Origin of the sequence: Desulfolutivibrio sp. (assembly GCF_036584575.1) — a bacterium.
GTDB lineage: Bacteria > Desulfobacterota > Desulfovibrionia > Desulfovibrionales > Desulfovibrionaceae > Desulfolutivibrio.
Genome location: NZ_JAZHDB010000093.1, coordinates 1 through 22,083 on the forward strand (window position 1 = coordinate 1; position 22,083 = coordinate 22,083).

A 22,083-nucleotide genomic window follows, 5' to 3' on the forward strand; every position below is an offset into this window, starting at 1 on the left:
GCGAGGCGCCGCCCGGCCGGTTCGGCGTGGGCCAGACCTGCCCGCAGGCTGGGCGTGAGCCCGATGGCGGCCAGGGCGGCGACCGCCGCCTCCAGGCGCTCGGAATCGGCATCCGGATCCATCTGCGCCGCAAGCCGCAAAATCTCCCCCGAGGCCGCGTCGTCGCCCATAAACATCAGGCCCCGGATGGCCGCGTCCTGAATCTCCGTGTCGTCGTCGGACAGGGCGGCCAAAAGGTAGTCGCGAAACTTGCCCCGGTCCTTGGCGGGCAGAAGCGTCAGGGATTTGCCGCCCAGAATGTGCAGCACGGCCTTGACGATCTTGTTGCGCAAAACCGCCGGGGAGGCATCCATGCGCCGAATCAGCATGGCCACGGCCTTGACGTTGCCGATCTCACCCAGGGCCTCCACGATCATGGAGGCCACCAGATCCGAGCTTTTGTCCAGGGCCTTGACCAGGGCGTTCACCGAGGAGCCGTCGCGGATCTTGGAAAGGGCCTCGATGACCGCGAACTGGACCCACTCGTCGTCCTCCATGGCCTTGCCCAGGCACTTGGCGGCCGAGGCGTGGGCCAACTCCCCCAGGCTCACGGCGGCCTGGTAGCGCACGTTGACCTCGGGATCCTTGAGCAGGGCGTCGCACAGGGGGGACACGGCCAGCTTGTTGCCCGTGGAGCCCAGGATGTCCGAACCGAAAATGCGGATGTCGGGATCCGGGTCGTGCAAAAGCCCCACCAGGGAGGTGAAATCATCCCCGCCCACCTGGCGCAGGATGTCCATGGACAGGTTGCGCACAGGGGCGTCGTCGGATCGCAAAAGCGGCAAAACGGCAGTCACCACCTCCTTGCCGCCGATCCGGCGCAGGGCCATGTCCGCCGCCTCCTGCACCCCCAGGCTCTCGGACGCCAGGAGCCTGGCCAACTGCGGCACAGCCTCCAGGCACCCCCGCTCTCCGGCCTCGTAGGCCGCCTCGCGCAAGGCGTCGATGTCCTCGACCGACAACTTCAAAGCGATCCGTTTGCAGTCCGTCATGCCATCCTCGCTTACGCGCCGTCCCCGGTCCCCGGGGTCGACGCCAGGCTATTTGTAGAGGTTGGTGATGATGGCGTCGCCCATGTCGTCAATATCCACGATCTCATCGGCAAGCCCGGCGTCCACCACGGCTTTGGGCATGCCATACACCACGCAGGTGGCGTCGCTTTGGGCCAGGGTCCGGCCGCCCTTCTGTTTGAGGGCCCGTATCCCCTCCATGCCGTCGCTGCCCATGCCGGTCAAAATGACCCCGAGCCCCCGGCGTCCCACGCCCTGGGCCACGGACTCGATCATCACGTTGGCCGATGGCTTGTACAGGGCCTCCCGGGGTTCGTCGGAGATGGACAGATCGATGCGGCTGATCTTCTGGTCGATGCGCAGATGCCGACCGCCGGGGGATACGTAGGCCACCCCGGGGACCAGCCGCTCCCCGTGCTCGGCCTCCTTGACGGTGATGGCGCACACCCCGTCCAGGCGCTTGGCGAAGGGACCGGTAAAGGCCGCAGGCATGTGTTGGGCGATGACGATGCCCGCCGGGAAATCCTTGGGCAGCCGGGAAAGCACCTTCTGCACCGCCGGAGGGCCTCCCGTGGATACGCCGATGGCCACCACGTCGTGCAACTGGGGACCGCTGACCCGAACCGGCCGACGTTCGGCGGCCGGACGTTCCCCCCGCTCCGAGGCCATCTGACGGGTCAGTGCGGACACCTGGGAGGCCACGGACCTGACCAGGGACGGCGGGCGCACCTTGCGTTTGGCGATGAGTTTGACCTTGGCCCGCAGATCGTCCTCGATCTTGACGATGTCCAGGGAAACCTTGGAGAGCTGCTTGGGAATAAAATCCACGGCCCCTAGCTCCATGGCCTTGAGCGTGGCCTCGGCTCCCTCCACGGTCAGGGAGCTGACCATGAGCACCGGGCGCGGCATCTCCATCATGATATGCCGAAGCGCCGTGATCCCATCCATGCGGGGCATCTCGATATCCAGGGTGACCACGTCCGGATTGAATTTCCTGACCAGTTCCAGACCCTCCTCGCCGTCGCGACCCGTGGCCACGACCTTGATGTCCGGATCCTTCTCCAGCATGGTGCTTATGGCCTTGCGCATGAATGCGGAATCATCGACCACAACGACGTGTATCACCGATCACTCCTTGTCGTTTCCAAAAAAAGCCTGCCCGGACGAAGTCCGGAAAAAAGGTGGTCGTCCACCCGGTCCCGGGCGTTCCGGGACCGGTTCTTCCAGGGGCGGGCGGCACACGAAACGGGCCGAAACGGGAACCCGCAGCGTGCCAGACCGCCTCACGCCGCCCAGAGCGAGACCTGCCGCTTTTACGGGACTTGGTCCGGAAAAACAACCTCGACGAAACTTCTTGCCAAGTCCGTGTGGGTTGTGTAGGTAGTCGGTCTTCCATTTGTCGGGATGTGGCTCAGCTTGGCTAGAGCGCTGCGTTCGGGACGCAGAGGCCGGTGGTTCGAATCCACTCATCCCGACCAGGATTTTCTCAGGGACGCGACCAGAAGGACGCGTCCCTTTTTTTTTCTGTGTCCGGGCATGGCGGGCTGCGGCGACCTGCGACGGCCCAAGGCGAAACGAGCCGTTGCGGGCCGCCGCCGCAGGCCGCCGCTCTCCGGGCAGGCCTGATAATATCCATGCGCCGCATTGCATGACATCCGTCCCCATCTGTTTCATTCAAATGGCAGCTACATTGTATCCGCCCATCTCGCGCGATGTGCTCCCCGCCCGCCGGGACGGCAGGGTCTTCTGCATTCCATGCGGTTCACACCGTACGCGCCATTCAAACACGTCAGGACGGCACTTGCCTACATGACCCGACAATGCCCCTGAAACGACAGGGCGTCAACGATTTTGGGGAAACGCACCAGTGGGCCGCCACAGCGTACGGACCGGGACGGTTGCCGACGGCATCCGCTTGGGATAATCTCCACCATCGCCCGAAAAAATACCCGGCGCGCCACGCGCCCTGGAGTCCCCGCTCTTGTCCCGACGCCACATCCTGGCCCGCAAAGCCCTGACATGGGGCATGGCGCTTTCGATATGCGCCGTTATCGCACACTTCGGCACGAACGTCGTGGTGTCCTACGCGACCTATCGCCTGGGGCTGGCCGATCCCGTGCTCCCGGCTTCGGCCCCCGGGCGACACAACGCCTCCAAGGCCTCCGACGACGACACCGCCCCCCGGGACAGTCTGTTTCATTCCCGCAAAGACGCCGCAGCCCCCCCGGAATCCGGTCCGATTTCCGCCGAGGGTCTTCCCCTGGCCTCGCAAAACGTGGGCATCGCCCTGGCCGGGACCATGATCCGCCCTGACGGTTTTGACAACATGGCCGTCATCATCGACAAAAAGACCGGCAAGCAGGATATTTTCCATGAAGGGGACTTGGTGGGAAAAATCTTGATAAAGCGTATTCTACGCCATAAGGTCGTTATAGAGGAAAATGGGACAGCCGCTGTGCTCGTCATGCCCTTCAAGGGCGGAGACCGCGCGCCCAGGGCGCCCCGCCAGCCCGCGCCGCCGCAAAACACCCCGAAGAAACCCGGTTGATCCGGACAAGCCGCCCCCGGGCGCACCACGAGACGCTCATGGCCGCATACACCTCGCTTCGACGCTTTGTCCTGCTTTCCGCCCTGAGCCTGGCGTGTCTCGGGGCCATCCCCGGACCGTCCCGGGCCGCCGCCCCAGGCGCAAGCGCAACGGAGACGGCCCCGGCCCGGCTCGTGACCATTGACGCCAAGGCCATGCGCCTGGCCGATATTTTAACGAAGATCCACGAGCAGACCGGATTTACCGTGGTCATCGACGAAAAATTCCTGGACACGCCCCTGACCCTGAGGCTTTCCCGAATCGATGCGGAGGCGGCCGTCAGGCGGTTGGCCCAGAAACTCTCCCTGAACAATTACGCGCTCATGTTGGACGCCCCGGGAAAGACCATCACCTTGCGTCCCGTGGGCGCCCCCCCCCAGGCGAAAAAGCCCGGGCAGGCCGATGGCGGGAGTCAACCGGCTGAACTTACCGGAGAGGAGGCACTGGCCAAACGGCCCGCCGCTCCCGTCGATCCCATGGACGAGGAAATCATCCCCCCCGACGGAAACGGGGGCAAGGGCATGACCAGACGCGAATTCGAGGCCGCCAGGGCCGCCGCCAACCAAAACATCGATCCCATGGACATGGAGGTCATCCCGCCGGACGAAGAGGGCGGCAAGGGCATGACCAGGCGAGAATACGAAGCCGCCGTGGCCGCCGCAAACCAGAACGTCGATCCCCTGGACATGGAGGTCATCCCGCCGGACGAAGGGTCAGGCAAGGGCATGACCCGGCGCGAATTCGAGGCTGCCGTGGCCGCCGCGAACCAGAATGCCGACCCCCTGGATGAAGAAGTCATGCCGCCCGACCAGGACGGCGGGAAAGGCATGACCAAGCGCGAACTCGAAGCCGCCCGGGCAGCGGCAGACCAGACGGCTGCGGGGCAGCAATAACCGGTGCGTTCGGCGTCGCGGCCCCCGGGTTCACACCAGGGTGGCCCGGCGCACCTCGGCCAGGGTGGTGATCCCGGCCAGCACCTTGGCGATGCCCGCCTCGCGCAGGGTGGTCATGCCCTCGGTCACGGCCAGATGCCGCAGCCGGTTGGCGTCGGAGGTCGTCAGGATCATCTCCTGCACGGCCTCGCTTAACAGCAGGATCTCGTGGATGGCCGTGCGGCCCCGGTAGCCCGTTCCCAGACAGAGTTCGCAGCCCGCGGGGGAGCAGATGGTCCCCGGGGCCTGCTCCCGGGTCAGACGCATCTCGGCCAGTTCCTCGTCGCTGGGCATCCGGGCCGACTTGCACTCCGGGCACAGCACGCGCACCAGGCGTTGGGCGATGATGGCCCGCAGGCAGGACGCCAGCCTAAACGACTCGACCCCCATATCCAGAAGCCTGGCCACGCCCGTCGGGGCGTCGTTGGTATGCAGCGTCGAAAAGACCAAATGTCCGGTCAGGGACGCCTGTACGGCTATATCCGCCGTCTCCCGGTCACGCACCTCCCCAATCATGATCACGTCCGGATCCTGACGCACCAGGGAACGCAGTCCTGCGGCGAAATCCAGGTCGATTTTGGGGTTGACCTGCATCTGCCCCACCCCGGGCAGGCGGTATTCCACAGGGTCTTCGATGGTCAGGATGTTTTTGTCCGGAGAATTGATGGAGTTTAAGGCCGCATACAGGGTGGTGGTCTTGCCGCTGCCCGTGGGGCCGGTCAGAAGGATCATGCCGTGGGAGAAAGAGACCAGACGCCGCATGTCGGCCAGGGCCCCAGGGCCGAAGCCCAGATCCTCAAGCCCCAGCACCCGGGACTGCTTTTCCAAAAGCCGCAGCACCGCCCGCTCGCCGTCCGAGGTGGGGATCAGCGAGACGCGGATGTCCACCGAGCGGTCACCCAGCTTGATCTCCATGCGCCCGTCCTGGGGCAGGCGCTTTTCCGCAATGTCCAGGCGGGCCATGACCTTGATGCGCGAGAGCACGGCGGCGTGGAGCTTGCGCGGCAGGGAATGGACGTTGTGCAGCACGCCGTCGAGGCGGTAGCGGACCTTGAGCTCATCGGAATAGGGCTCCACGTGAATGTCGCTGGCCCGGCTTTTCACCGCCTTGGCGATGATCATGTTCACCAGCTTGATGATGGGGGCCTCGCTGGTCTCCTCCAGCAGATCCCCGCCCGAAACGTCCTCGATGCCCGCAAAAAACCGGTCGGCGAGTCCCTGGTCCACGTCGCGGATGATGGTGTCCGACGACTCGTCGGCCTGGCCGTAGGTGCGGCCGATGGCGGTCAGGATCTCCGCCTGGGGGGCCAGAACCACAGGCAGCCGGACAAGCCCCAGAACCCGCCGGATCTCGTCGGCCGCCTCCACCCGGGTGGGATCGAACATGGCCAGGACCGCCCCCTGCTCCGCCTGCCGCAGGGGCAGGGCCAGGTTGCGCTTGAGATAGGCGATGGGCAACCCGCGCACCAGTTCGGGGTCCAGGGCCTCGGCCGGGATGCGCAGCCAGACGTCGAGCCCGGCAGCGACCGCCAGGGCCGAAAGCAACTCCTCTTCGTCCACCAGCCCCTTGGCGACGCAAACCACGGCAGGGGATTCGTCTCCGGGCGCCTCCCGCCAGGCGGCAAGGGCCTGGACGGCATCCGTCTCCGCAAGCCCGGCGGCGCCCAGCACGCCGTCCCAAAAGCCGGGGACGCCTCCCGGGCCGCCGCCCGGCACGGCCGACGCCGCCGAGGCGGGGAAAATCTGGGGTGGTGGGAGCGGCGTCTGTATGGACATGGCGGGAAAAATCCCGGGCGTCAATTGTCCAGGGCGGGGCCGTAGGACATGAGCGGCTTTTGAATTGGGTCGATTTCGTTGTCAAAGGCCTTGCGACCGGGAGGGGTGGCCCGGGGGGCGTCCGCCGAGGGCGTTTTGCCGACGTCTTCGTTGAAATCCCTGACGGTCTGTTCCATTTGTTCGCTTTTTTCCCGGTACAGGGCGTTGATCGCGCCTGACGCCGAGGAAATGCGCGGGGTGATGAACACCAAAAGATTGGTTTTTTCCGAGGCCGTGGATTTGCGCTTGAAGAGCCAGCCCAGGACCGGGATGTCCCCCAGGATCGGCACCTTGTTCTCCCCGTCCGAGGCCTTTTCGCCGATCAGCCCGGAGATGACGATGGTCTGGGTGTTTTTGACCAGGACCGTGGTCTCGGTGGAGCGTTTGCGGGTGGTCGGCTGAAGCACGCCGGTCTCGGCCGTCTCCTGGGCGTCCACCCGGCTGGTTTCCTGCTTGATTTTCAGGCGCACGGTCTCGCCCTTGTTGATCTGGGGGGTGACCTTCAGGGTGGTGCCCACATCCTTGTACTCGAATTGCTGGACGGTGCGGTCCAGTTCGTTGGTTCCGGTCTGGGTGGAGGTCAGGAAGGGGCGGTTCTCGGCCACCACGATGGTGGCCTCCTCGTTGTCCAGGGTCATGAGCTGGGGCGTGGCGATGATGTTGACCTTGTTGTCCACCTTGGAGGCCGTGATCAGGGCCTGGATGTTGGAATAGGTCACCTCGCCGATGGTGACCGGGAAGGTGACCATGCCCACGGAAAACCCGGTGGGCAGGGTCAGGGCGTCATCTGCGAAGGAATCGATGGCCCCGTCGGGCTGGTATCCCCCTACCACGAGTCCGCCATCCGAGCTGTCGCCCACGTTGACCTTGCCGGCGGCGGCCCAGTTCACGCCGTAGCTTAGGGTCCGATCCGTGGACACCTCCATGATCACCGCCTCCACGAAAACCTGCTGCCGGGGCACGTCGAGCTTGGCGATGAGGTCGTCGAAAAAGACAATGTCCTCGGAAGAGGCCGTGACCAGGATGCTGTTGGTGCCCTTGTCGGCCACGATGCGCACCCCCTCGGCCGTGGCCTTGGCCTTTTGCGACCCGTCCTCGGACTTTTCCGAACTGGCCGTCACACGTCCGGCCAGCTCGTTTAAGACCTTGGCCAGTTCCTCGGCATTGGCGTTTTGCAGGGCGTAGACCTTGACGTTGCCCTGATCGCGGCGCTGGGGTTCGTCGAGTTCGCGGATGACCCTGGCGATCTGTGCGGTTTCCTCCGGCCCAGCCATGACGGCGATGCTGTTGCTGCGTTCGTCAGGCACCACGGAGGGGCCACGGCCGCCGCCTTCCTTCCCCCCTCCGCGACTAGCCCACAGTTTGCTCAGGCGCTCGGCCAGCTTGGCCGCCGAGGCGTGGCGCAGGGGAAACACCGTGACCCGGGCGTGGGGGACGTCCATCTGGGCCACGATGTCCTGCAGGCGACGGACGTTGGCGGCGTAATCGATGAGGATCAGGGTGTCCGTGGACTGGTATTCGGCCAAAAGGCCGTCCGGCGAGACCATGGGGGCCAAAACGGCCTTGATCTCTGCGGCCTGGACGTATTTCAGCGGCAGGATCTGGGTGATCAGGCGGTCGCCGCTCATGGCGCCCCCCCGGGGCTGGGCCGTATTCATGGTCCGGCCGGACTTGGAGGACACCACTTTGAGCACGCCGCCGGAGGGTACGATGGTGAAGCCGTTGACCTCAAGAACCGACTCGAAGACGGCAAAGGCCTCGTCCGGGCCCATGCTTTTGGGGGAGATGACGGTCACGTTGCCCCGCACGTCGTCCCCCACCACAAAATTCTTTCCGGTCAGATCGCTGATGAATTTGATGAAAACCCGGATGTCCACATTGTCGAAGTCCATGATCACGGACATATCGTCGCCGATCAACGGCATCGCCCCGCTGCCGTCGCCCCCCGCAGGACCGGGCCGGGGGCTGTCCGCCGGGGCTGCGGGCCGAGGGCCGCCCTGGACAATGTCCGCCGCCATGTCCGGGATGGCGGTGGCGGCAGTGGCCCAGACGGTCGGCGTCCCTCCCGGACACAGCCCCAGCCACGAAACCAGGATCGCCAGGCCGACGGCACGGGAAAAAAACCCCAAAACGGGGGTCACAGGGTCATGTTCACGATCCCGGGGCATGTGTCGTCCTTGAAAATTCCTTGGGCTGCGGGCTTGCCGACATAAGGCTGCACAGCTGCAACACTTCGCATCATTGTCGAGTCCGGACGGGAGAGGCAGGCAAAAGCGGTCGTACGCGGCCGATGCATGAGCACATGCCAGTATCCCTTGCCATGAAATAAAACAATGCCCGCAGGAAGTAAACGGCGCGCCCTTCCAGCCGAATTGCGCCGTGAGGCGCAAGGCCGCCCCCGGAGGGGAAGACAGGCGGGAGGAAATTGGATATGGTCGCCTCCAGGCCTGAAGGGTTACGCCTTTCCGGCCTTTTGTCCGTCACGCGCCTGGTGCGCCCTTTGAAAAACGCCACCCCGTTTTTTAAGGATATCACGGAACACGCCATCATTTTTTGCCATCCCCGGCGCGGGATTTCGGCGTATGGAGCGGGTCGGCCCGATGCCGGGCCGGTCGCCGACCGGCAGCCGTTTCACAGGAGGTTCGCATGGGCCAGGCCAAGACCGCAACCCTGACCATCGGGGGCAGATCCTTCGAATTGCCCGTGCATGTGGGCAGCGAGGGCGAAATCGGCATCGACGTCACCGATCTGCGTCGGCTCACCGGATACGTGGCCTACGACCCCGGGTACGCCAACACCGGTTCCTGCAAAAGCTCCATCACCTTCGTGGACGGGGAACGCGGCATCCTGCGCCACCGGGGCTATCCCATCGAACAGTTGGCCGAGAAAAGTTCGTTCATCGAAACGGCCATGCTGCTCATCTTCGGGGAACTGCCCACCACCGAGGAGCGCACGGCCTTTCGGGCGCTTTTGTCCGAGCATGAGCTTTTGCACGAGGATCTTTTGCACCACTTCGACGGCTTTCCGCCCAACGGCGAGCCCATGGCCATCCTCTCGGCGGTCATCAATTCCCTGGGCAGCTACCACCCGGAGCTTTTGGAAATCCTGAACCTGCATGAATTCCGGCTGGCTGCGGCCAAGCTGGTGAGCAAGGTGCGCACCATCGCGGCCTTCAGCTATCGCAAGTCCCGGGGGCTGCCGTTTATGTATCCCAACCCGGACCTAAGCTACTGCCGCAACTTCCTGCACATGATGTTCTCCATGCCCAACCGGCCCTTCGAGCCCCTGCCCCAGGCCGTCAGCGCCCTGTCCCTGTTTCTCATCGTCCACGCCGACCACGAGCAGAACTGCTCGTGCTCCACGGTGCGCATGGTGGGGTCCACCCAGGCCAACCTCTTCGCCTCGGTGTCGTCGGGCATCTGCGCCCTGTGGGGACGGCTGCACGGCGGGGCCAACGCGGCGGTCATCGAGATGCTCGAGAACATCCGCCAGGGCCAATACGGGGTTTCGGAGTTCCTGGAGCGCGTGAAGCAGAAGGAATGCCGACTCATGGGGTTCGGGCACCGGGTCTACCGCAACTTCGACCCCCGGGCCCGGGTGCTCAAAAAGGCCGCCCACAACCTGCTCGTAAGCACCGGCATCACCGATCCGCTTCTGGACATCGCCCAGGAACTGGAGGACGCGGCCCTGGCCGACGACTACTTCCAGGAACGGCGGCTGTATCCCAACGTGGATTTCTATTCGGGCATCATTTTGCGCGCCCTGGGCATCCCCGTGAACATGTTCCCGGTGATGTTCGCCATCGGCCGCATGCCCGGCTGGATCGCCCACTGGTTCGAGGAATACCGCGACCCGGCCATCCGCCTGCACCGGCCGCGCCAGATCTATACCGGCCCGAAGCAGCGCGACTTCCTGCCCATGGAGCAGCGCCTCCCGGCCCACGCGAAAGATCGCGAAAATACGTAGCGGCGTCGCCCCCTGCGCTTCGGGGCGGCCTACCGGTCCTCACGACAACCCGGCCACGTTCTGGCCGAGGCCGCATCTCCTTGCGGCCACATCCCTGGAGACTCCATGCTGCGTCTCATGCCCGTCCTGGCCCTGGCCCTGATCCTCTCCGCCGCCGTCCCGGCGAAGGCTGAAAAGGCGGCCACGCCCATCCCCATCGGCCTGGCCGTGGCCCAGACCAGCAACGCCGCCCTGTTCGGCCTGGAACAGGTGGACGGGGCGAACATCGCCCAGGCGCGCCTAAGCGCCGCCCGGGGGGCGCACGAAACCGCAATCTCCCTGATCTTCCGGGATACCGGCGGCGACGAGGCCGGAGCCGTCAAGGCCTTTGGCGCCCTGCTCGATACGGACAAGGTCGTGGCCATCGTCGGCCCCACCCTGTCCCAGCAGGCCTTCGCTGCCGATCCCCTGGCCGACCAGGCCAAGACCCCGGTCGTGGCCCCCTCCAACACGGCGGCGGGCATCCCTGAAATCGGGCCCTTCGTGAGCCGCGTCTCCGCGCCCATGTCCCAGGTGGCCCCCCATTCGGTTAGGCAAGCCCAGCGCATCAACCCGGCCATCGCCCGCGTGGCCGTGCTTTTCGCCCACAACGACGCCTATTCCGCCTCCGAGACCGCCACCTTCCAGGAGGCCGTCAAAAATCTGGGGCTGACCACCGTGGCCGTGGAAAAATTCCAGACCACGGACACGGATTTCGCCGCCCAGATCGCGGCCGTGCTCGAGGCCAGGGCCGATCTGGCCATCATCTCCGGATTGGTCGCCGACGCGGGCGCCCTCGTCAAGCAGTTGCGCCAGAAGGGCTTTGCGGGGCTCATCGTGGGCGGCAACGGCCTCAACTCCACCAACATCTTCCCGGTGTGCGGCGCCCAGTGCGACGGCATCCTGGTGGCCCAGGCCTACAGTCCCGACGCCGTGGCCGCAAACCCGGTCAACCAGGAGTTCGTGCGCGACTTCCAGGCGGCCTATCACAAAATCCCGGGCCAGTTTTCGGCCCAGGCCTATGCGGCGGTCCAGGTCATCGCCGAGGCCGTGGCCAGGGTCGAGAAGGAATCCGGCAAAAAGGCCGGGGAATTCGAGCTTGCCGCCCTGCGCCAGGCGGTCAACGCCGCCCTGCGCAGCGGCCCGTTCCTGACGCCGCTGGGCGAAATCCGCATCCTGCCCTCCGGGGAGATCGAGCAGAAAGACGTCTTCGTCTCGAGGATCGCCATGAACCCCGACGGCCGGACCGGCTCCTTCGTGCTGGCGGCCGAATAGCCGCATCCCGCCGGACGGCGGTCGAGGGGACGACCATCCTGACCGCCGCCCAGGCCATCGTCCCGGCCATCGTCCCGACAGACGCGCTTGCCCGGCGCAGCGCTCCTACGCCCGATCACGCCCCGGCCACGGCCGGGGCTTTTCTTTTTTTCGGATCACAAGCCAGAGCCACATGAAAAACAGACCAAAACGGCAGGCGTTCCAGGGGATGCGCCCTGCCGGGCGCACCAATACAAAAAGGGCCAGGACGTGTGTCCTGACCCTTGGCGTTTAACGGGATACGCTCGGAGCGGGTATCGAGCCTACCAGCGCTCTTTCCCTCTGCCGCCGCCACCGGAGCGGGGCTTCTCCTCGGCTTCGTTCACCTTCAGATTGCGGCCGCCGAACTCCTTGCCATCCATTCCCTGGATAGCGGCCCGGGCGCCTTCATCGTCCATCTCGACAAAGCCGAAGCCGCGCAGACGGCCGGTTTCCCGGTCGCTGATGAGGCTGACGCTGATGACTTCGCCAAAGGTGGCGAACTGGGTACGGATGTCGTCTTCGGTGGAATTGAAGGAAAGATTTCCGACATAAAGTTTCTTAGACATGGGCTTTAGCTCCATTTTTTTGGGCACTCTTTTTTCGCATCGCTTGGAGCTGAACAGATGAAAGCCCAAGATCCAAAAATAGCATGCTCGTTGAATGAATTGAATGAGCTAATATAATTCCGATGCCTGAAAGTGTCAACAGAAATTCTCCATACCCTTTTTCCAGTCGATCACTTTTCGGGCTGATGCGAAGGCCTCCAATGAGAACCGTTCTCCCCGCGCTGGCGCCGCGCCGGTCCATGCGGCGCAGGAACCATCCAGCAACACACGTATTTATGATTTCGCAAAGAAGAATGGCGCAACGGTCCTGAATCCAAAAGGAACCCTCAGGCAATCCGACTGGCGCGGAGGATGGTTTTCTCGCTGCTTCCGAGCAACGGCAAAAATGCATTCTCCACATCTCATTCAAAAGGATACATGGGAGAGCGCACGAAGCATATCTTTCTCTTTCGACATGGCTGCCCATCAGAGAGTGACGATGAGAACGGGCTTGCCGTCTATCACCGTCTGCTTCAAGTTGCGCCGAAATAAAATGGCATAGCGGCGCCTGCGGAGCAGTTCCGCCTTTTCCGGCGTGCGCGGCTTGTTTGACGGCGGGGCCGGGGCCTCGCCACAGGCGCGCCTGGCAAACTCCAGTCGGCGCAGCTTGGGATAGATACCGGCCAGCGTTTCAAGCTGAAGGACTTCGTTCATGGCACATTCACCATTGACCCGGAAGGCGTGGCCCCTTCATCGGTCGCGGCCGCTTGTGCGGCCGCACGAAACGATGCTAACCAATAGACGAAAACGAGAGTGGGGCTAGAGTGGGGCTGCACTTCAATGGAAAACAAAAATGGGCCACAGCATTCGCTGTAACCCATTAAAATCATTGGTGCCCGGAGCCGGAATCGAACCGGCACGCCCCGAAGGACAAGGGATTTTAAGTCCCTGGCGTCTACCAGTTCCGCCATCCGGGCCCGGCGTCACTTCTAGCCGGTCGCCCAAGCCTTCGTCAACGCCGGAAACGGCCCCTGGCAGGGTACGTCAGGCGCGGCGGGGAATCGGCGTCAGGGAATCGCAGGATAAGGCGGCTGCCAAATACGGTGTGGCCACCGGCCGATTTCAGGCGACACGCCGTCCGCCCGGCCCAAAGCTCCGGCCGCCCTATCTCAAGCTCCGGCCGCCAAGCCCAAAGCTCAGGCCGCCCGGCCCATGGCCTTTCCCTCCCGCCTTTGCTATAGACCGCCCCCATGCGCACCCGACCCCGTTTCCTGGTTCTCGGGCTCGACGGGCTGCCCCTGACCCTGGCCCGGGATCTGGCCGCCACAGGCAGGCTCCCCGCCCTGGCCTCCCTGTGCCAGAGCCCAAACGCCCGCGACATCGACGCCGAGTTGCCCGAACTCTCCCCGGTCAACTGGACCTCGTTTTTTACCGCCGCCGGGCCAGGCAACCACGGCATCTTCGCCTTCACCGAGATCGATCCCGTCAGCTACGCCCTGTCCATGGTCGACGCCACGGCCGTGGCCTGCCCCACCATCTTCGACCGCCTGGGCGCGCGCGGCCTGACCTCCAAGGTCATAAACCTCCCGGCCGCCTATCCGGCCCGGCCCTTGCGCGGGGCCCTGGTGGCCGGATTCGTGGCCCCGCTTTTATCCCGGGCCGCCTATCCGCCGGAGTTGGCCGAGCTTCTCGCCAAGACCGACTACCTGATCGAGGCCGACACCACCCGGGGCGCGGCCGACCCGGACTATCTCCTGGCCCAGCTGGCCATCACCCTTAAAAGCCGCGAGACCGCCCTGGATCTGCTTTTTTCCGGCCACGACTTCGATCTCTTCGTGCTGGTGCTGACCGAGACCGACCGCATCCTGCATTTTTTTTATCCGGCCCTGGCCGATCCGGGACATCCGCTGTTCGGGCCGTTTTTGGAGCTGCTTACGCGCTGGGACCGGCTCATCGGCAAGTACCTGGACATGTACGACTCCCTGCCCGAGCCCAAGCGGCTCATGGTCCTGGCCGACCACGGGTTCGCGGAGCTTCGCACCGAGATCGACCTCAATGTCTGGCTGGCGCAGCAGGGGCTTTTGTCCCTTAAGGACCATCCGGCCCACGAATGGGACAGCCGCGTGGTGGCCCACGGCAGCGCGGCCTTCGCCCTGGACCCGGGCCGCATCTACCTGCACGCCAAGGAACGCTTCGCCCGGGGCGTCCTGCACGAGCACGCCGCCCGCGATCTGCGCGAACGCCTGCGCGGCGACCTCATGGAGCTGACCTTCGAGGGCCAGCCGGTCATGGAGGCCGTGCACCGGGCCGAGGACATCTATGACGGCCCCATGCTGCGCCGGGCCCCGGACCTGGTGTGCGTGGCCCGGCCGGGCTATTGTCTGACGGGAAAGTTCGACCGCACCGCGCTTTTCGGCCGCTTCGGCCGTTTCGGCTGTCACGCCGCCCACGGCGGCTTCTTTTACGATTCAACCGGCGCCGCTCCGGCGCGACTGCGCGACGCGGGCCGGGAGATTCTGACCTTTTTCGGCGTCACGCCAACGGACGACACCCCGGCATGGACTTTGAAAACGACCTAAATCCCGCCCAATATCAGGCCGTCACGGCCGCAGGCGGCCCGCTTCTGGTCATCGCCGGGGCCGGGTCCGGCAAGACCCGGACCATCGTCTACCGGCTGGCGCGGCTGGTGCAGCAGGGCGTGGACCCGGCCTCCATCCTGCTTCTGACGTTCACCCGCAAGGCCTCCCAGGAAATGCTCTCCCGGGCGGCCATGCTGCTGGGGCACGGCGGCGACATCCTGCCCGGGGTCTGCGGCGGCACCTTCCACGCCTTCGCCTACGCCGCCCTGCGCCGCCACCATCAAGCCCTGGGCTATCCCCAGGGGTTCACGGTCATCGACCGGGCCGACGCCGACGAGCTCATCGGCCGGGTCAAGGACGACCTGGGGCTGGGCAAGGGCGACAAGAGCTTCCCGAAAAAATCCCATGTGGCGGAGCTCATCGGCAAGTCCCGCAACAAGGAATGCCGGGTGGCGGACATCATTTCCCGGGAGTCCTTCCACCTCCTGCCCCATGCCGACGACCTGGAGCGCATGGCCGACGGCTATGCCGCCGCCAAGGCCGCGCATCATCTGATGGACTACGACGACCTGCTGTTTCTTCTGGAACGCCTCCTGGTCGAGCACGAGGACGTGCGGGAGTTCTACCGCCAGCGGTTCACCCACATCATGGTGGACGAATACCAGGACACCAACCGGGTCCAGGCCCGGCTGATCACCCTTTTGGCCCCGCACACGGGCAACGTCATGGCCGTCGGCGACGACGCCCAGTCCATCTACGCCTTCCGGGGGGCCACGGTGGACAACATCCTGGCCTTCCCGCGCATCTTCCCCGGCACGGCGATCATCAAGCTGGAGCAGAACTACCGCTCCACCCAGCCCATTTTGGAGCTCACCAACGCCATCCTGCAAAATGCGGGCGAGAAATACGACAAGACGCTCTTTTCCACCCGCACGGGCGGCCCGAAGCCCGAACTGCTGCGGCCCTTCTCGGACATCACCCAGGCCAGGATGGCCGTCGTGAAGATTCGGGAACTGGCCCGGACCTGGCCGCTGCACGAGATCGCGGTGCTGTTTCGGGCCGGATACCAGTCCTATGCCCTGGAGGTGGAGCTGGGGAAGGCGAACATCCCCTTCCAGAAATACGGCGGCATCAAATTCTCCGAGGCCGCGCACATCAAAGACGTGCTGGCCTATCCGAGGGTGGTGGCCAACCCCCTGGACCCGGCGGCCTGGACCCGCTGTCTGTCGTTCGTGCCCAAAATCGGCCCCAAGACGGCGCACAAGCTCATGGAGGCCGTGCGCCTGGGCGATCAGGCGGCCATCGACAAGGCCACGAAAAAGCATCCCCACCTGGCCGAGCTCTTCGCCTTCCTGGACTCGCTGCGGGCCATGCCGCCCCAGCCCGGCCCCATCCTGGAGCGGGTCATCGCCCACCACGCCCCGTACCTCATGGAGAAGTATCCCGACGACTATCCGCGCCGCCTGACCGGGCTTGAGCAGTTGCAGCAGATCGCCTCGGGCTATTCCTCCCTCGACGCCCTGCTGGCGGACATGACGCTCGAGTCCCCGGACGAGGACAAGCGCAAGGCCAAAGAGGACCATCTGGTCCTGTCCACGGTGCATTCCTCGAAGGGCCTGGAATGGTCGGCGGTGCTTCTGCTCGATCTGGTGGACGAACGCTTCCCCTCGCGCCACGCCCTGACCCGGGACGAGGATCTGGAGGAGGAGCGCCGCCTGCTCTATGTGGCCTGCACCCGGGCCAGGGACTATCTGGGGCTTTTCGTGCCCGAGACCCTGTACAACCGTCAGGCCGGGGTGTGCTCGCCCGTTCAGGCCAGCCTTTTCGTGCGCGAGTTGCCCGCCTCGCTGTGCACCATGGTACGCGAATCCCTGTCCGGCCGCCCCGTCCCGCAATCCGCCAGCCCGGCCTACGCCCCGCCGCGTCCCCTGTCCGGATCGGCAGCCGCCCCGCTTTCAGGCCCCATCCCGGCCTGTGAGCCCGCCAATCCCAAAACCGATCCCTCGCTACTGGGCTATTGCCGCCACAAGGTCTTCGGCCGCGGCAAGATCATCGCCCGCCTGGAGGGCGACAAATGCCGGGTCAACTTCCCCGGGTTCGGCCCCAAGGTGATTCTGACGGACTATCTGGAGATGGAATGAGGCGGCGGCCTGTCTGTACGCCCGGCGTCGCGGCCCTTACAAAATACGCCGACCTATTTTAAGGAAACAAGCATTTTTCCACATTCTTGTTCTTCCCTTCAGGCACGCCCGTTTCGAAGAGACGACACTAGGCCGCTTTCCCGCCGATGACCGCCTCGATGACCGTGACGCCGCCTGCGGCCAGGGCCGCGGCGAAGCGGTCCCTGACCTGGTCCGCCGTTTCGCAGCGGTGCGAGTCCGCTCCATAGCCCTTCCCCAGCGCGGCGATGTCGATGCCCGGGATGTCCAGGCCGGGAACGCCTGAAAGCCCCATCTGGGCCGCAAACGATTTCAGGATGCCGTAGCAGCCGTTTTGGAGCGCGACAAAGACGACGTGGAGCCGGTGTTGCACGGCCGTCCAGATCGACTGCACCGCATACTGGAACGAGCCGTCGCCCACGATGACGATGACCGGCCGGTTGCGGCCCGTCTGCCGCTCGGCCAGGGCATGCCCCACCCCGGCGGGCATGGCCCAGCCAAGCCCCCCGGAGGCCGTCATGTAATAGCTGTCCGGACGGGCCAGACGCCCGATCGGCGACTGGCTGAAGGCCGCCATGAAGGACGGGGCCTCGAAGGCGACCAGGTAGTCGGGCAAAACAGCCTCGGACATGGCCGCAAAGACCTGCTGCGCCGTCATGGCCGGGATGGGGGCATTTTCCCCGGCGGGGGCTTGCGAGGCGGGGCCGCCGGGAACGACCGGGGCCGTCTGGGCCGGGCGGGACGGGATAAAGATGCGGGCCGGACGGGCCGGAACATGCCTCGCCAGGGCGGCCAGAACCAGCTTCGCGTCGCCGAGCAGGCTGTCGCCGACCACGGCCCGGGCCGCCTCGGCCGGGTCGTCGGTGATGTGGAGGAGCCGCGCCCCGTCAGGCAGGTATTTTCCCGGGACAAAGGGATAATAGCGAAAGACCGGGGCACCGATGACCACCACGAGATCGTGTCCGGCCAGGGCCGCGCCAAGGGGCGCGATGGCCGGGGGCAGAACACCGGCGTAAAGCGGATGGTCCTGGGGAAAGGAAACCCGCTCCGGCAGGGGGGCCAGCCAGACCGGGGCGTGCAGCTTCTCCGCCAGGGCCACGCCCTCTTCCCAGGCCCCGCACCGGGCCACGTCGCCGCCGTAGACCAGCACCGGGTTTTGGCTGCGCCCGATCAGGTCCGCAAACAGGGCCAGACGCTCCGGGTCCGGAGCCTGACGCATGGCGACGGTTCGAAAAACGTCGACATCGGCCATGAGCTCGTCCCAGTCGTCCATGGGCAGGGACAAAAACACCGGCCCGGCGGGCGGTTGCACGGCCATGGCATAGGCCCGCATAAACGCCGCAGGCACGTCCTTGGCGCGGCGCGGCTCATAGCTCCACTTGACCCAGGGTTTGGGCAGGGCCTCGGCCTCCGTGTTGGCCAAAAACGGCTCCCCGAGCAGCATGGCCCGGGTCTGCTGCCCGGCGGTGACGATCAGCGGCGTCTTGCCCAGGGCGGCGGTGATGAGGTTGCCCATGGCGTTACCGAGCCCGGCGTTGGTGTGCACGTTGACCACCACGGGGGCGCGCAGGCCTTGGGACAGGCCTTCGGCGACGCCCACGACGCACGATTCGTGAAGCGCAAGTATGTACTCAAAATCACTGGGGAAGTCGGCAAGGAAGGCCTCTTCCGTCGAACCCGGGTTGCCCACGATGGTCGTCAATCCCAGACGGCGAAGCAAATGAAATGTCACGTCCCGGACAGTCTGCATAGGTGCTCCTTGCGTTTGTATGTCGTGCGCCGCCTCCACGCCGCGTACCGCCGAAATCTCCACGCGCCCTGGCCTGTCGGGTGACGTTTACCCGCCGTTTCAGGGGAATACAAGCCGCCGCCAATCCTTCCCCCGCACGGTCGATCCGGCCGCTCCGGATTTCCCGGACTTCTACCCCAAGGCCGTCCTGTAGGACGCTCTTGAGAGAAGAGAGCGGGGTGCGAAATCCATCTCACCCGTGACGCCAGGATGGGCCATGATTTTTTCCACGCGTATGTGCAATGCCATGATTTTTTCCACATGTTGTCGCCACATCGTGACATATTAGCTACACGTCAAACAATATCGTTTTTTCCCATTGACTCTTCTTTTCGCATCACGCATAGTGTCTTTCACCTCTATGTTCCGTCAGTTCGCAACCTCCCATTCTTTCCTGGGGATGGCCATGAAGAGACACGTACATATCGCTATCGCCCTCTGGATTCTTTTCCTGACGCTCGTCTCCGCCACATCCGTCCCGGCCGCCGACAAAAGCCTGCGCTTTTCCGGAATCCCGGCCCAGGCTCTGACCGCCGACGGCAGGGCCCGGGTCATCGCGGGCTTTGCCGTGGAGGAATACGCCGCTCTGGCCGAAACGGCGGCGCACTACAAGGTCGTCACCCCGGACGAGGCCAAGACCGACCGGCGGGCCGCCTTCAGCGCCGACGCCGCCCTTGCGGCCGCCATCACCCAGTCCATGTCCGCCGTGTTGTCGTCGCTTCCGGCCGAGAGCTGCACGGTCACCCGGACCTATTCCGCCCTGCCGTTCGTGGCCCTTTCCGTCACCTCCGAGGGTCTGGAGGCCCTGCGGGCCGACCCCCGGGTCAGTTCCATCGAGATCGACGCCCCCACGCCGGTTCCCGAGCCCATGCCCGCCGCCCTGTCCTCCAAGGGTTCCAACCTCAACTGGGGGCCGCCCAAGATCGGGGCCGACGTGGCCTGGGCCCGTGGGTACACCGGCGCGGGATGGTACGTGGCCGTCCTGGACACCGGCATCCGGAGCACGCATGAATTCTTCGCGGGAAAGAATATCATCGAGGCCTGCTATTCCGCGAGCGGCGACTGCCCCGGCGGCGCCAGTTCGGCTTTTGGTCCCGGCAGCGCCGTCCACTACCCCAGCACCTACGACGGCTACGATCATGGCACGCACTGCGCCGGCATCGCCACGGGAAGCAAGGCCGACGGCACGGCAAACGGGGTGGCCAAAGACGCCAACCTCATCGCCATCCAGATTTTTTCCAAAACCGGCGACACCAGCATCAGCTCCTGGAAAAGCGACCAACTGGCGGCTCTCAACTACGTCTATTCCCTACGCAACACCGTAAGCATCGCCGCCGCCAGCATGAGCCTGGGCGGCGGCGTCCATTCCGGGTTCTGTGACAGCGATTTCCGCAAAGCAGGCATCGACCTGTTGCGCTCGGTCAACATCGCCACCGCCATCGCCACCGGCAACGAGGAAAGCTGCACCTTCATCAACGATCCCGCTTGCATCTCCAGCGCCATCGCGGTGGGATCCTCCACCTCCGAAGACGTGCGAAGCTCATTTAGCAACTGGCACCCCACGCTGCAGACCATCTTCGCCCCGGGTTCGGGCATCTATTCCTCCACCGGCGCCTCGGACGCCAGCTACGCCTCCTGGGACGGCACCTCCATGGCCACGCCGCATGTGGCCGGGGCCTGGGCCATCCTTCGCCAGAACCGCCCGAACGATTCCGTCTCCACCATCCTGGCCCGGGTTCTGGCCGCAGGAGCGACCATAACCGTCCATTGCATCTCCACCGACACCAATCCCCGGCTGTACATCCCCGGCGCGCTGCGAGAAAAATCCGCCGCCTCGCCCGCTCCGGCCGCGCTCCTGCTCCTGGGCGATTGAAAAGCGCGACCTCCCCGCGAAGATTCCCGGGCGGCACGGCCTGAGCCGGGAAGCAGACAGGGACGGCGCCCTGCCGCGCCACGGGATTGCGTCAGGAGACGTCCGGCGGCCGCCGCAGGCCTGCCCCGGGACGAGCGCCGCCGGGGAAGCTGCCGCGCCTAGAACTTCTTCAGCTCAAAAAGCTTCTTGGTGTGGGTGGAGACGATGTGGAAGTAGCGGTCCTGGGGGATGTAGATGTAGGGCACGTCCTCGGCCCGACGGAAGAGAAAATGGGACAGGATCACCCGGTTCACGGCCTGATGTCCCACGATGAGGATGTTTTCCGCGTTGCCGCTCAAAAAAAACGCCTTCTTGAGGCCCCGCTCCACCCGCTCGGCCAACATCGCGTAGCTCTCGCCGCCGGGATAGGTATAGCGGTACTTGTCCAGGCTGCGGGCGGCATAGACCTCGGGGCGCGTCTGCTTGATCTCGGCCGGGGTCATGCCCTCGCACTGCCCGGCGTCGATCTCGTCGAATTCCGTGAAGGCGAAGACCGAGCAGTACTGCCGGGCCGTGACCAGGGGCTCGGCCATCTCCTGGGTGCGACGCCTGGTGCTGGTGAAGACATACGGGATCGGGGTGCCGATGAAATGTCGCGACAAGGCCCAGGCCTGGGACCGGCCGGTGGCCGTCAGATCCGTGTCGCCGCCGATGCGGCCGGCCAGATTGTCCTCGGACTGGCCGTGACGGGCCAGAAACAAGTTCTTGATCCAGTCCGAGACCAGAAGATCCCGGATGCGGGCGTAATACGGCAAAAGCGAATCGGCGCGCTCCACCAGGATGCGGTTGTTCAGGGAATCCAGGATGACCCCGTTGCCGTCCTCGGGGGTCAGGGAACGCAGGATGTGGCGATAATAGCCGATGCGCTCCCGAAAGCTCTTCTTGGCCTCGGCCTCGGGCAGATGGGCGAATTCCTGGCCGCGAATCTTGCGGTCGATGCTGAAATCCAACAAGGCCGGGTCGTCGTTGCGGCACTCGATAAAAAGGATGGGCATGTCCGGGAAGGTGGCCCGGATGGTCTCGCGGCGCTTGGGGGAGACGTTGGTGGCGTCCAGGATGGCGATCTGGCCCCCGGCGCTCAAAAAAGCCCGGGCCTCGGCCATGTTGGTGGCGGCGATGTGTTCGCGCAGGGACGCGGTTTCGGCGTTCTCGGGGTTGTAGAACCCGGCGTGGGCGGTGTTGCCGGGCAGCATGCGGCGGCGCACGTCGCCGTTATTGAACACGGCCACCCGCACGTCCTCCTTGTCCAGGTTCTCCTTGAGCTTGAGAGCCACCGTGGACTTGCCCATGGCGGGCAGGCCGACCATGGCCACCACCAGCTTTTTGTCCCTGTTCACGTCGCCTCCTCGGCGATGCCCCGGGGCTGCCGTCCCGCTGCGCGCCGGGGCTGCCGCCCCGGACCCCGCCCGGGGGAAATCATTTCCCCCGGACCCCCT

15 protein-coding genes and 2 tRNA genes are annotated in these 22,083 nt (G+C 65.1%); 8 read left to right on the plus strand and 9 right to left on the minus strand.

All coding sequences use genetic code 11. The features are described from left to right. Both V3572_RS07400 and V3572_RS07405 read right to left on the minus strand, forming a co-directional pair. Positions 1 to 1,031, minus strand: a 1,031-nt coding sequence (locus V3572_RS07400) for a HEAT repeat domain-containing protein (protein ID WP_332110344.1), incomplete at its 3' end; no start/stop codon positions are given. A gap of 48 nt (positions 1,032 to 1,079) precedes the next feature. Beyond that, entirely contained in the window at positions 1,080 to 2,174 is a 1,095-nt protein-coding gene (locus tag V3572_RS07405; RefSeq protein ID WP_332110345.1) for a protein-glutamate methylesterase/protein-glutamine glutaminase, read from the minus strand. Positions 2,175 to 2,449: 275 nt separating this feature from the next. On the opposite strand from V3572_RS07405, the gene V3572_RS07410 reads away from it, so the two are divergent. From V3572_RS07410 to V3572_RS07420, 3 genes are all read left to right on the plus strand, one after another. Continuing rightward, a tRNA-Pro gene (locus tag V3572_RS07410) sits at positions 2,450 to 2,527 on the plus strand. A gap of 503 nt (positions 2,528 to 3,030) precedes the next feature. After that, complete coding sequence (locus tag V3572_RS07415) at positions 3,031 to 3,597, plus strand: hypothetical protein (RefSeq protein WP_332110346.1); 567 nt, start codon at positions 3,031 to 3,033, stop codon at positions 3,595 to 3,597. 38 nt (positions 3,598 to 3,635) lie between these two features. Continuing rightward, entirely contained in the window at positions 3,636 to 4,529 is an 894-nt protein-coding gene (locus tag V3572_RS07420; protein WP_332110347.1) for a hypothetical protein, read from the plus strand. Positions 4,530 to 4,559: 30 nt separating this feature from the next. Here V3572_RS07420 and gspE read toward each other — a convergent pair whose 3' ends face one another. Next, on the minus strand, positions 4,560 to 6,344 hold the full coding sequence (gene gspE / locus V3572_RS07425; RefSeq protein ID WP_332110348.1) for a type II secretion system ATPase GspE: 1,785 nt from the start codon (positions 6,342 to 6,344) through the stop codon (positions 4,560 to 4,562). A 20-nt stretch (positions 6,345 to 6,364) separates the two neighbouring features. Then, positions 6,365 to 8,551 carry a type II secretion system secretin GspD gene (gene gspD / locus V3572_RS07430; protein ID WP_332110349.1) on the minus strand — a complete coding sequence of 729 codons (2,187 nt, stop codon included), beginning with the start codon at positions 8,549 to 8,551 and terminating at the stop codon, positions 6,365 to 6,367. A 478-nt stretch (positions 8,552 to 9,029) separates the two neighbouring features. Here gspD and V3572_RS07435 point away from each other — a divergent pair, with 478 nt between their 5' ends. Then, entirely contained in the window at positions 9,030 to 10,349 is a 1,320-nt protein-coding gene (locus tag V3572_RS07435) for a citrate synthase (protein WP_332110350.1), read from the plus strand. A 105-nt stretch (positions 10,350 to 10,454) separates the two neighbouring features. Then, positions 10,455 to 11,642, plus strand: a complete 1,188-nt coding sequence (locus V3572_RS07440; RefSeq protein WP_332110351.1) for an ABC transporter substrate-binding protein — start codon at positions 10,455 to 10,457, stop codon at positions 11,640 to 11,642. A 302-nt stretch (positions 11,643 to 11,944) separates the two neighbouring features. Here V3572_RS07440 and V3572_RS07445 read toward each other — a convergent pair whose 3' ends face one another. The 3 genes from V3572_RS07445 to V3572_RS07455 all read right to left on the minus strand — a co-directional run bounded on the left by V3572_RS07445 (position 11,945) and on the right by V3572_RS07455 (position 13,185). Beyond that, positions 11,945 to 12,229: an RNA recognition motif domain-containing protein gene (locus V3572_RS07445; protein WP_332110352.1), complete on the minus strand. Its 285-nt coding sequence runs from the start codon at positions 12,227 to 12,229 to the stop codon at positions 11,945 to 11,947. Positions 12,230 to 12,694: 465 nt separating this feature from the next. Continuing rightward, complete coding sequence (locus tag V3572_RS07450; RefSeq protein ID WP_332110353.1) at positions 12,695 to 12,922, minus strand: hypothetical protein; 228 nt, start codon at positions 12,920 to 12,922, stop codon at positions 12,695 to 12,697. 176 nt (positions 12,923 to 13,098) lie between these two features. Further along, positions 13,099 to 13,185: transfer RNA gene (locus V3572_RS07455), tRNA-Leu, on the minus strand. A gap of 273 nt (positions 13,186 to 13,458) precedes the next feature. On the opposite strand from V3572_RS07455, the gene V3572_RS07460 reads away from it, so the two are divergent. After that, complete coding sequence (locus V3572_RS07460) at positions 13,459 to 14,787, plus strand: alkaline phosphatase family protein (protein ID WP_332110354.1); 1,329 nt, start codon at positions 13,459 to 13,461, stop codon at positions 14,785 to 14,787. Further along, positions 14,766 to 16,928 carry an ATP-dependent helicase gene (locus V3572_RS07465; protein ID WP_332110355.1) on the plus strand — a complete coding sequence of 721 codons (2,163 nt, stop codon included), beginning with the start codon at positions 14,766 to 14,768 and terminating at the stop codon, positions 16,926 to 16,928. Before V3572_RS07460 ends, V3572_RS07465 begins: the two co-directional genes overlap by 22 nt. A gap of 127 nt (positions 16,929 to 17,055) precedes the next feature. On the opposite strand, the gene mdlC is transcribed toward V3572_RS07465, so the two are convergent. Beyond that, entirely contained in the window at positions 17,056 to 18,696 is a 1,641-nt protein-coding gene (gene mdlC, locus V3572_RS07470; protein ID WP_332110356.1) for a benzoylformate decarboxylase, read from the minus strand. 445 nt (positions 18,697 to 19,141) lie between these two features. Between mdlC and V3572_RS07475 the strand changes: the two genes are divergently transcribed. Continuing rightward, positions 19,142 to 20,608, plus strand: a complete 1,467-nt coding sequence (locus V3572_RS07475) for a S8 family serine peptidase (RefSeq protein WP_332110357.1) — start codon at positions 19,142 to 19,144, stop codon at positions 20,606 to 20,608. 158 nt (positions 20,609 to 20,766) lie between these two features. On the opposite strand, the gene V3572_RS07480 is transcribed toward V3572_RS07475, so the two are convergent. Next, positions 20,767 to 21,984 (minus strand): bifunctional nucleoside/nucleotide kinase/histidine phosphatase family protein, encoded by a 1,218-nt coding sequence (locus tag V3572_RS07480; protein WP_332110358.1) that lies wholly within the window; start codon positions 21,982 to 21,984, stop codon positions 20,767 to 20,769. Between the last annotated feature and the right edge of the window lie 99 nt (positions 21,985 to 22,083).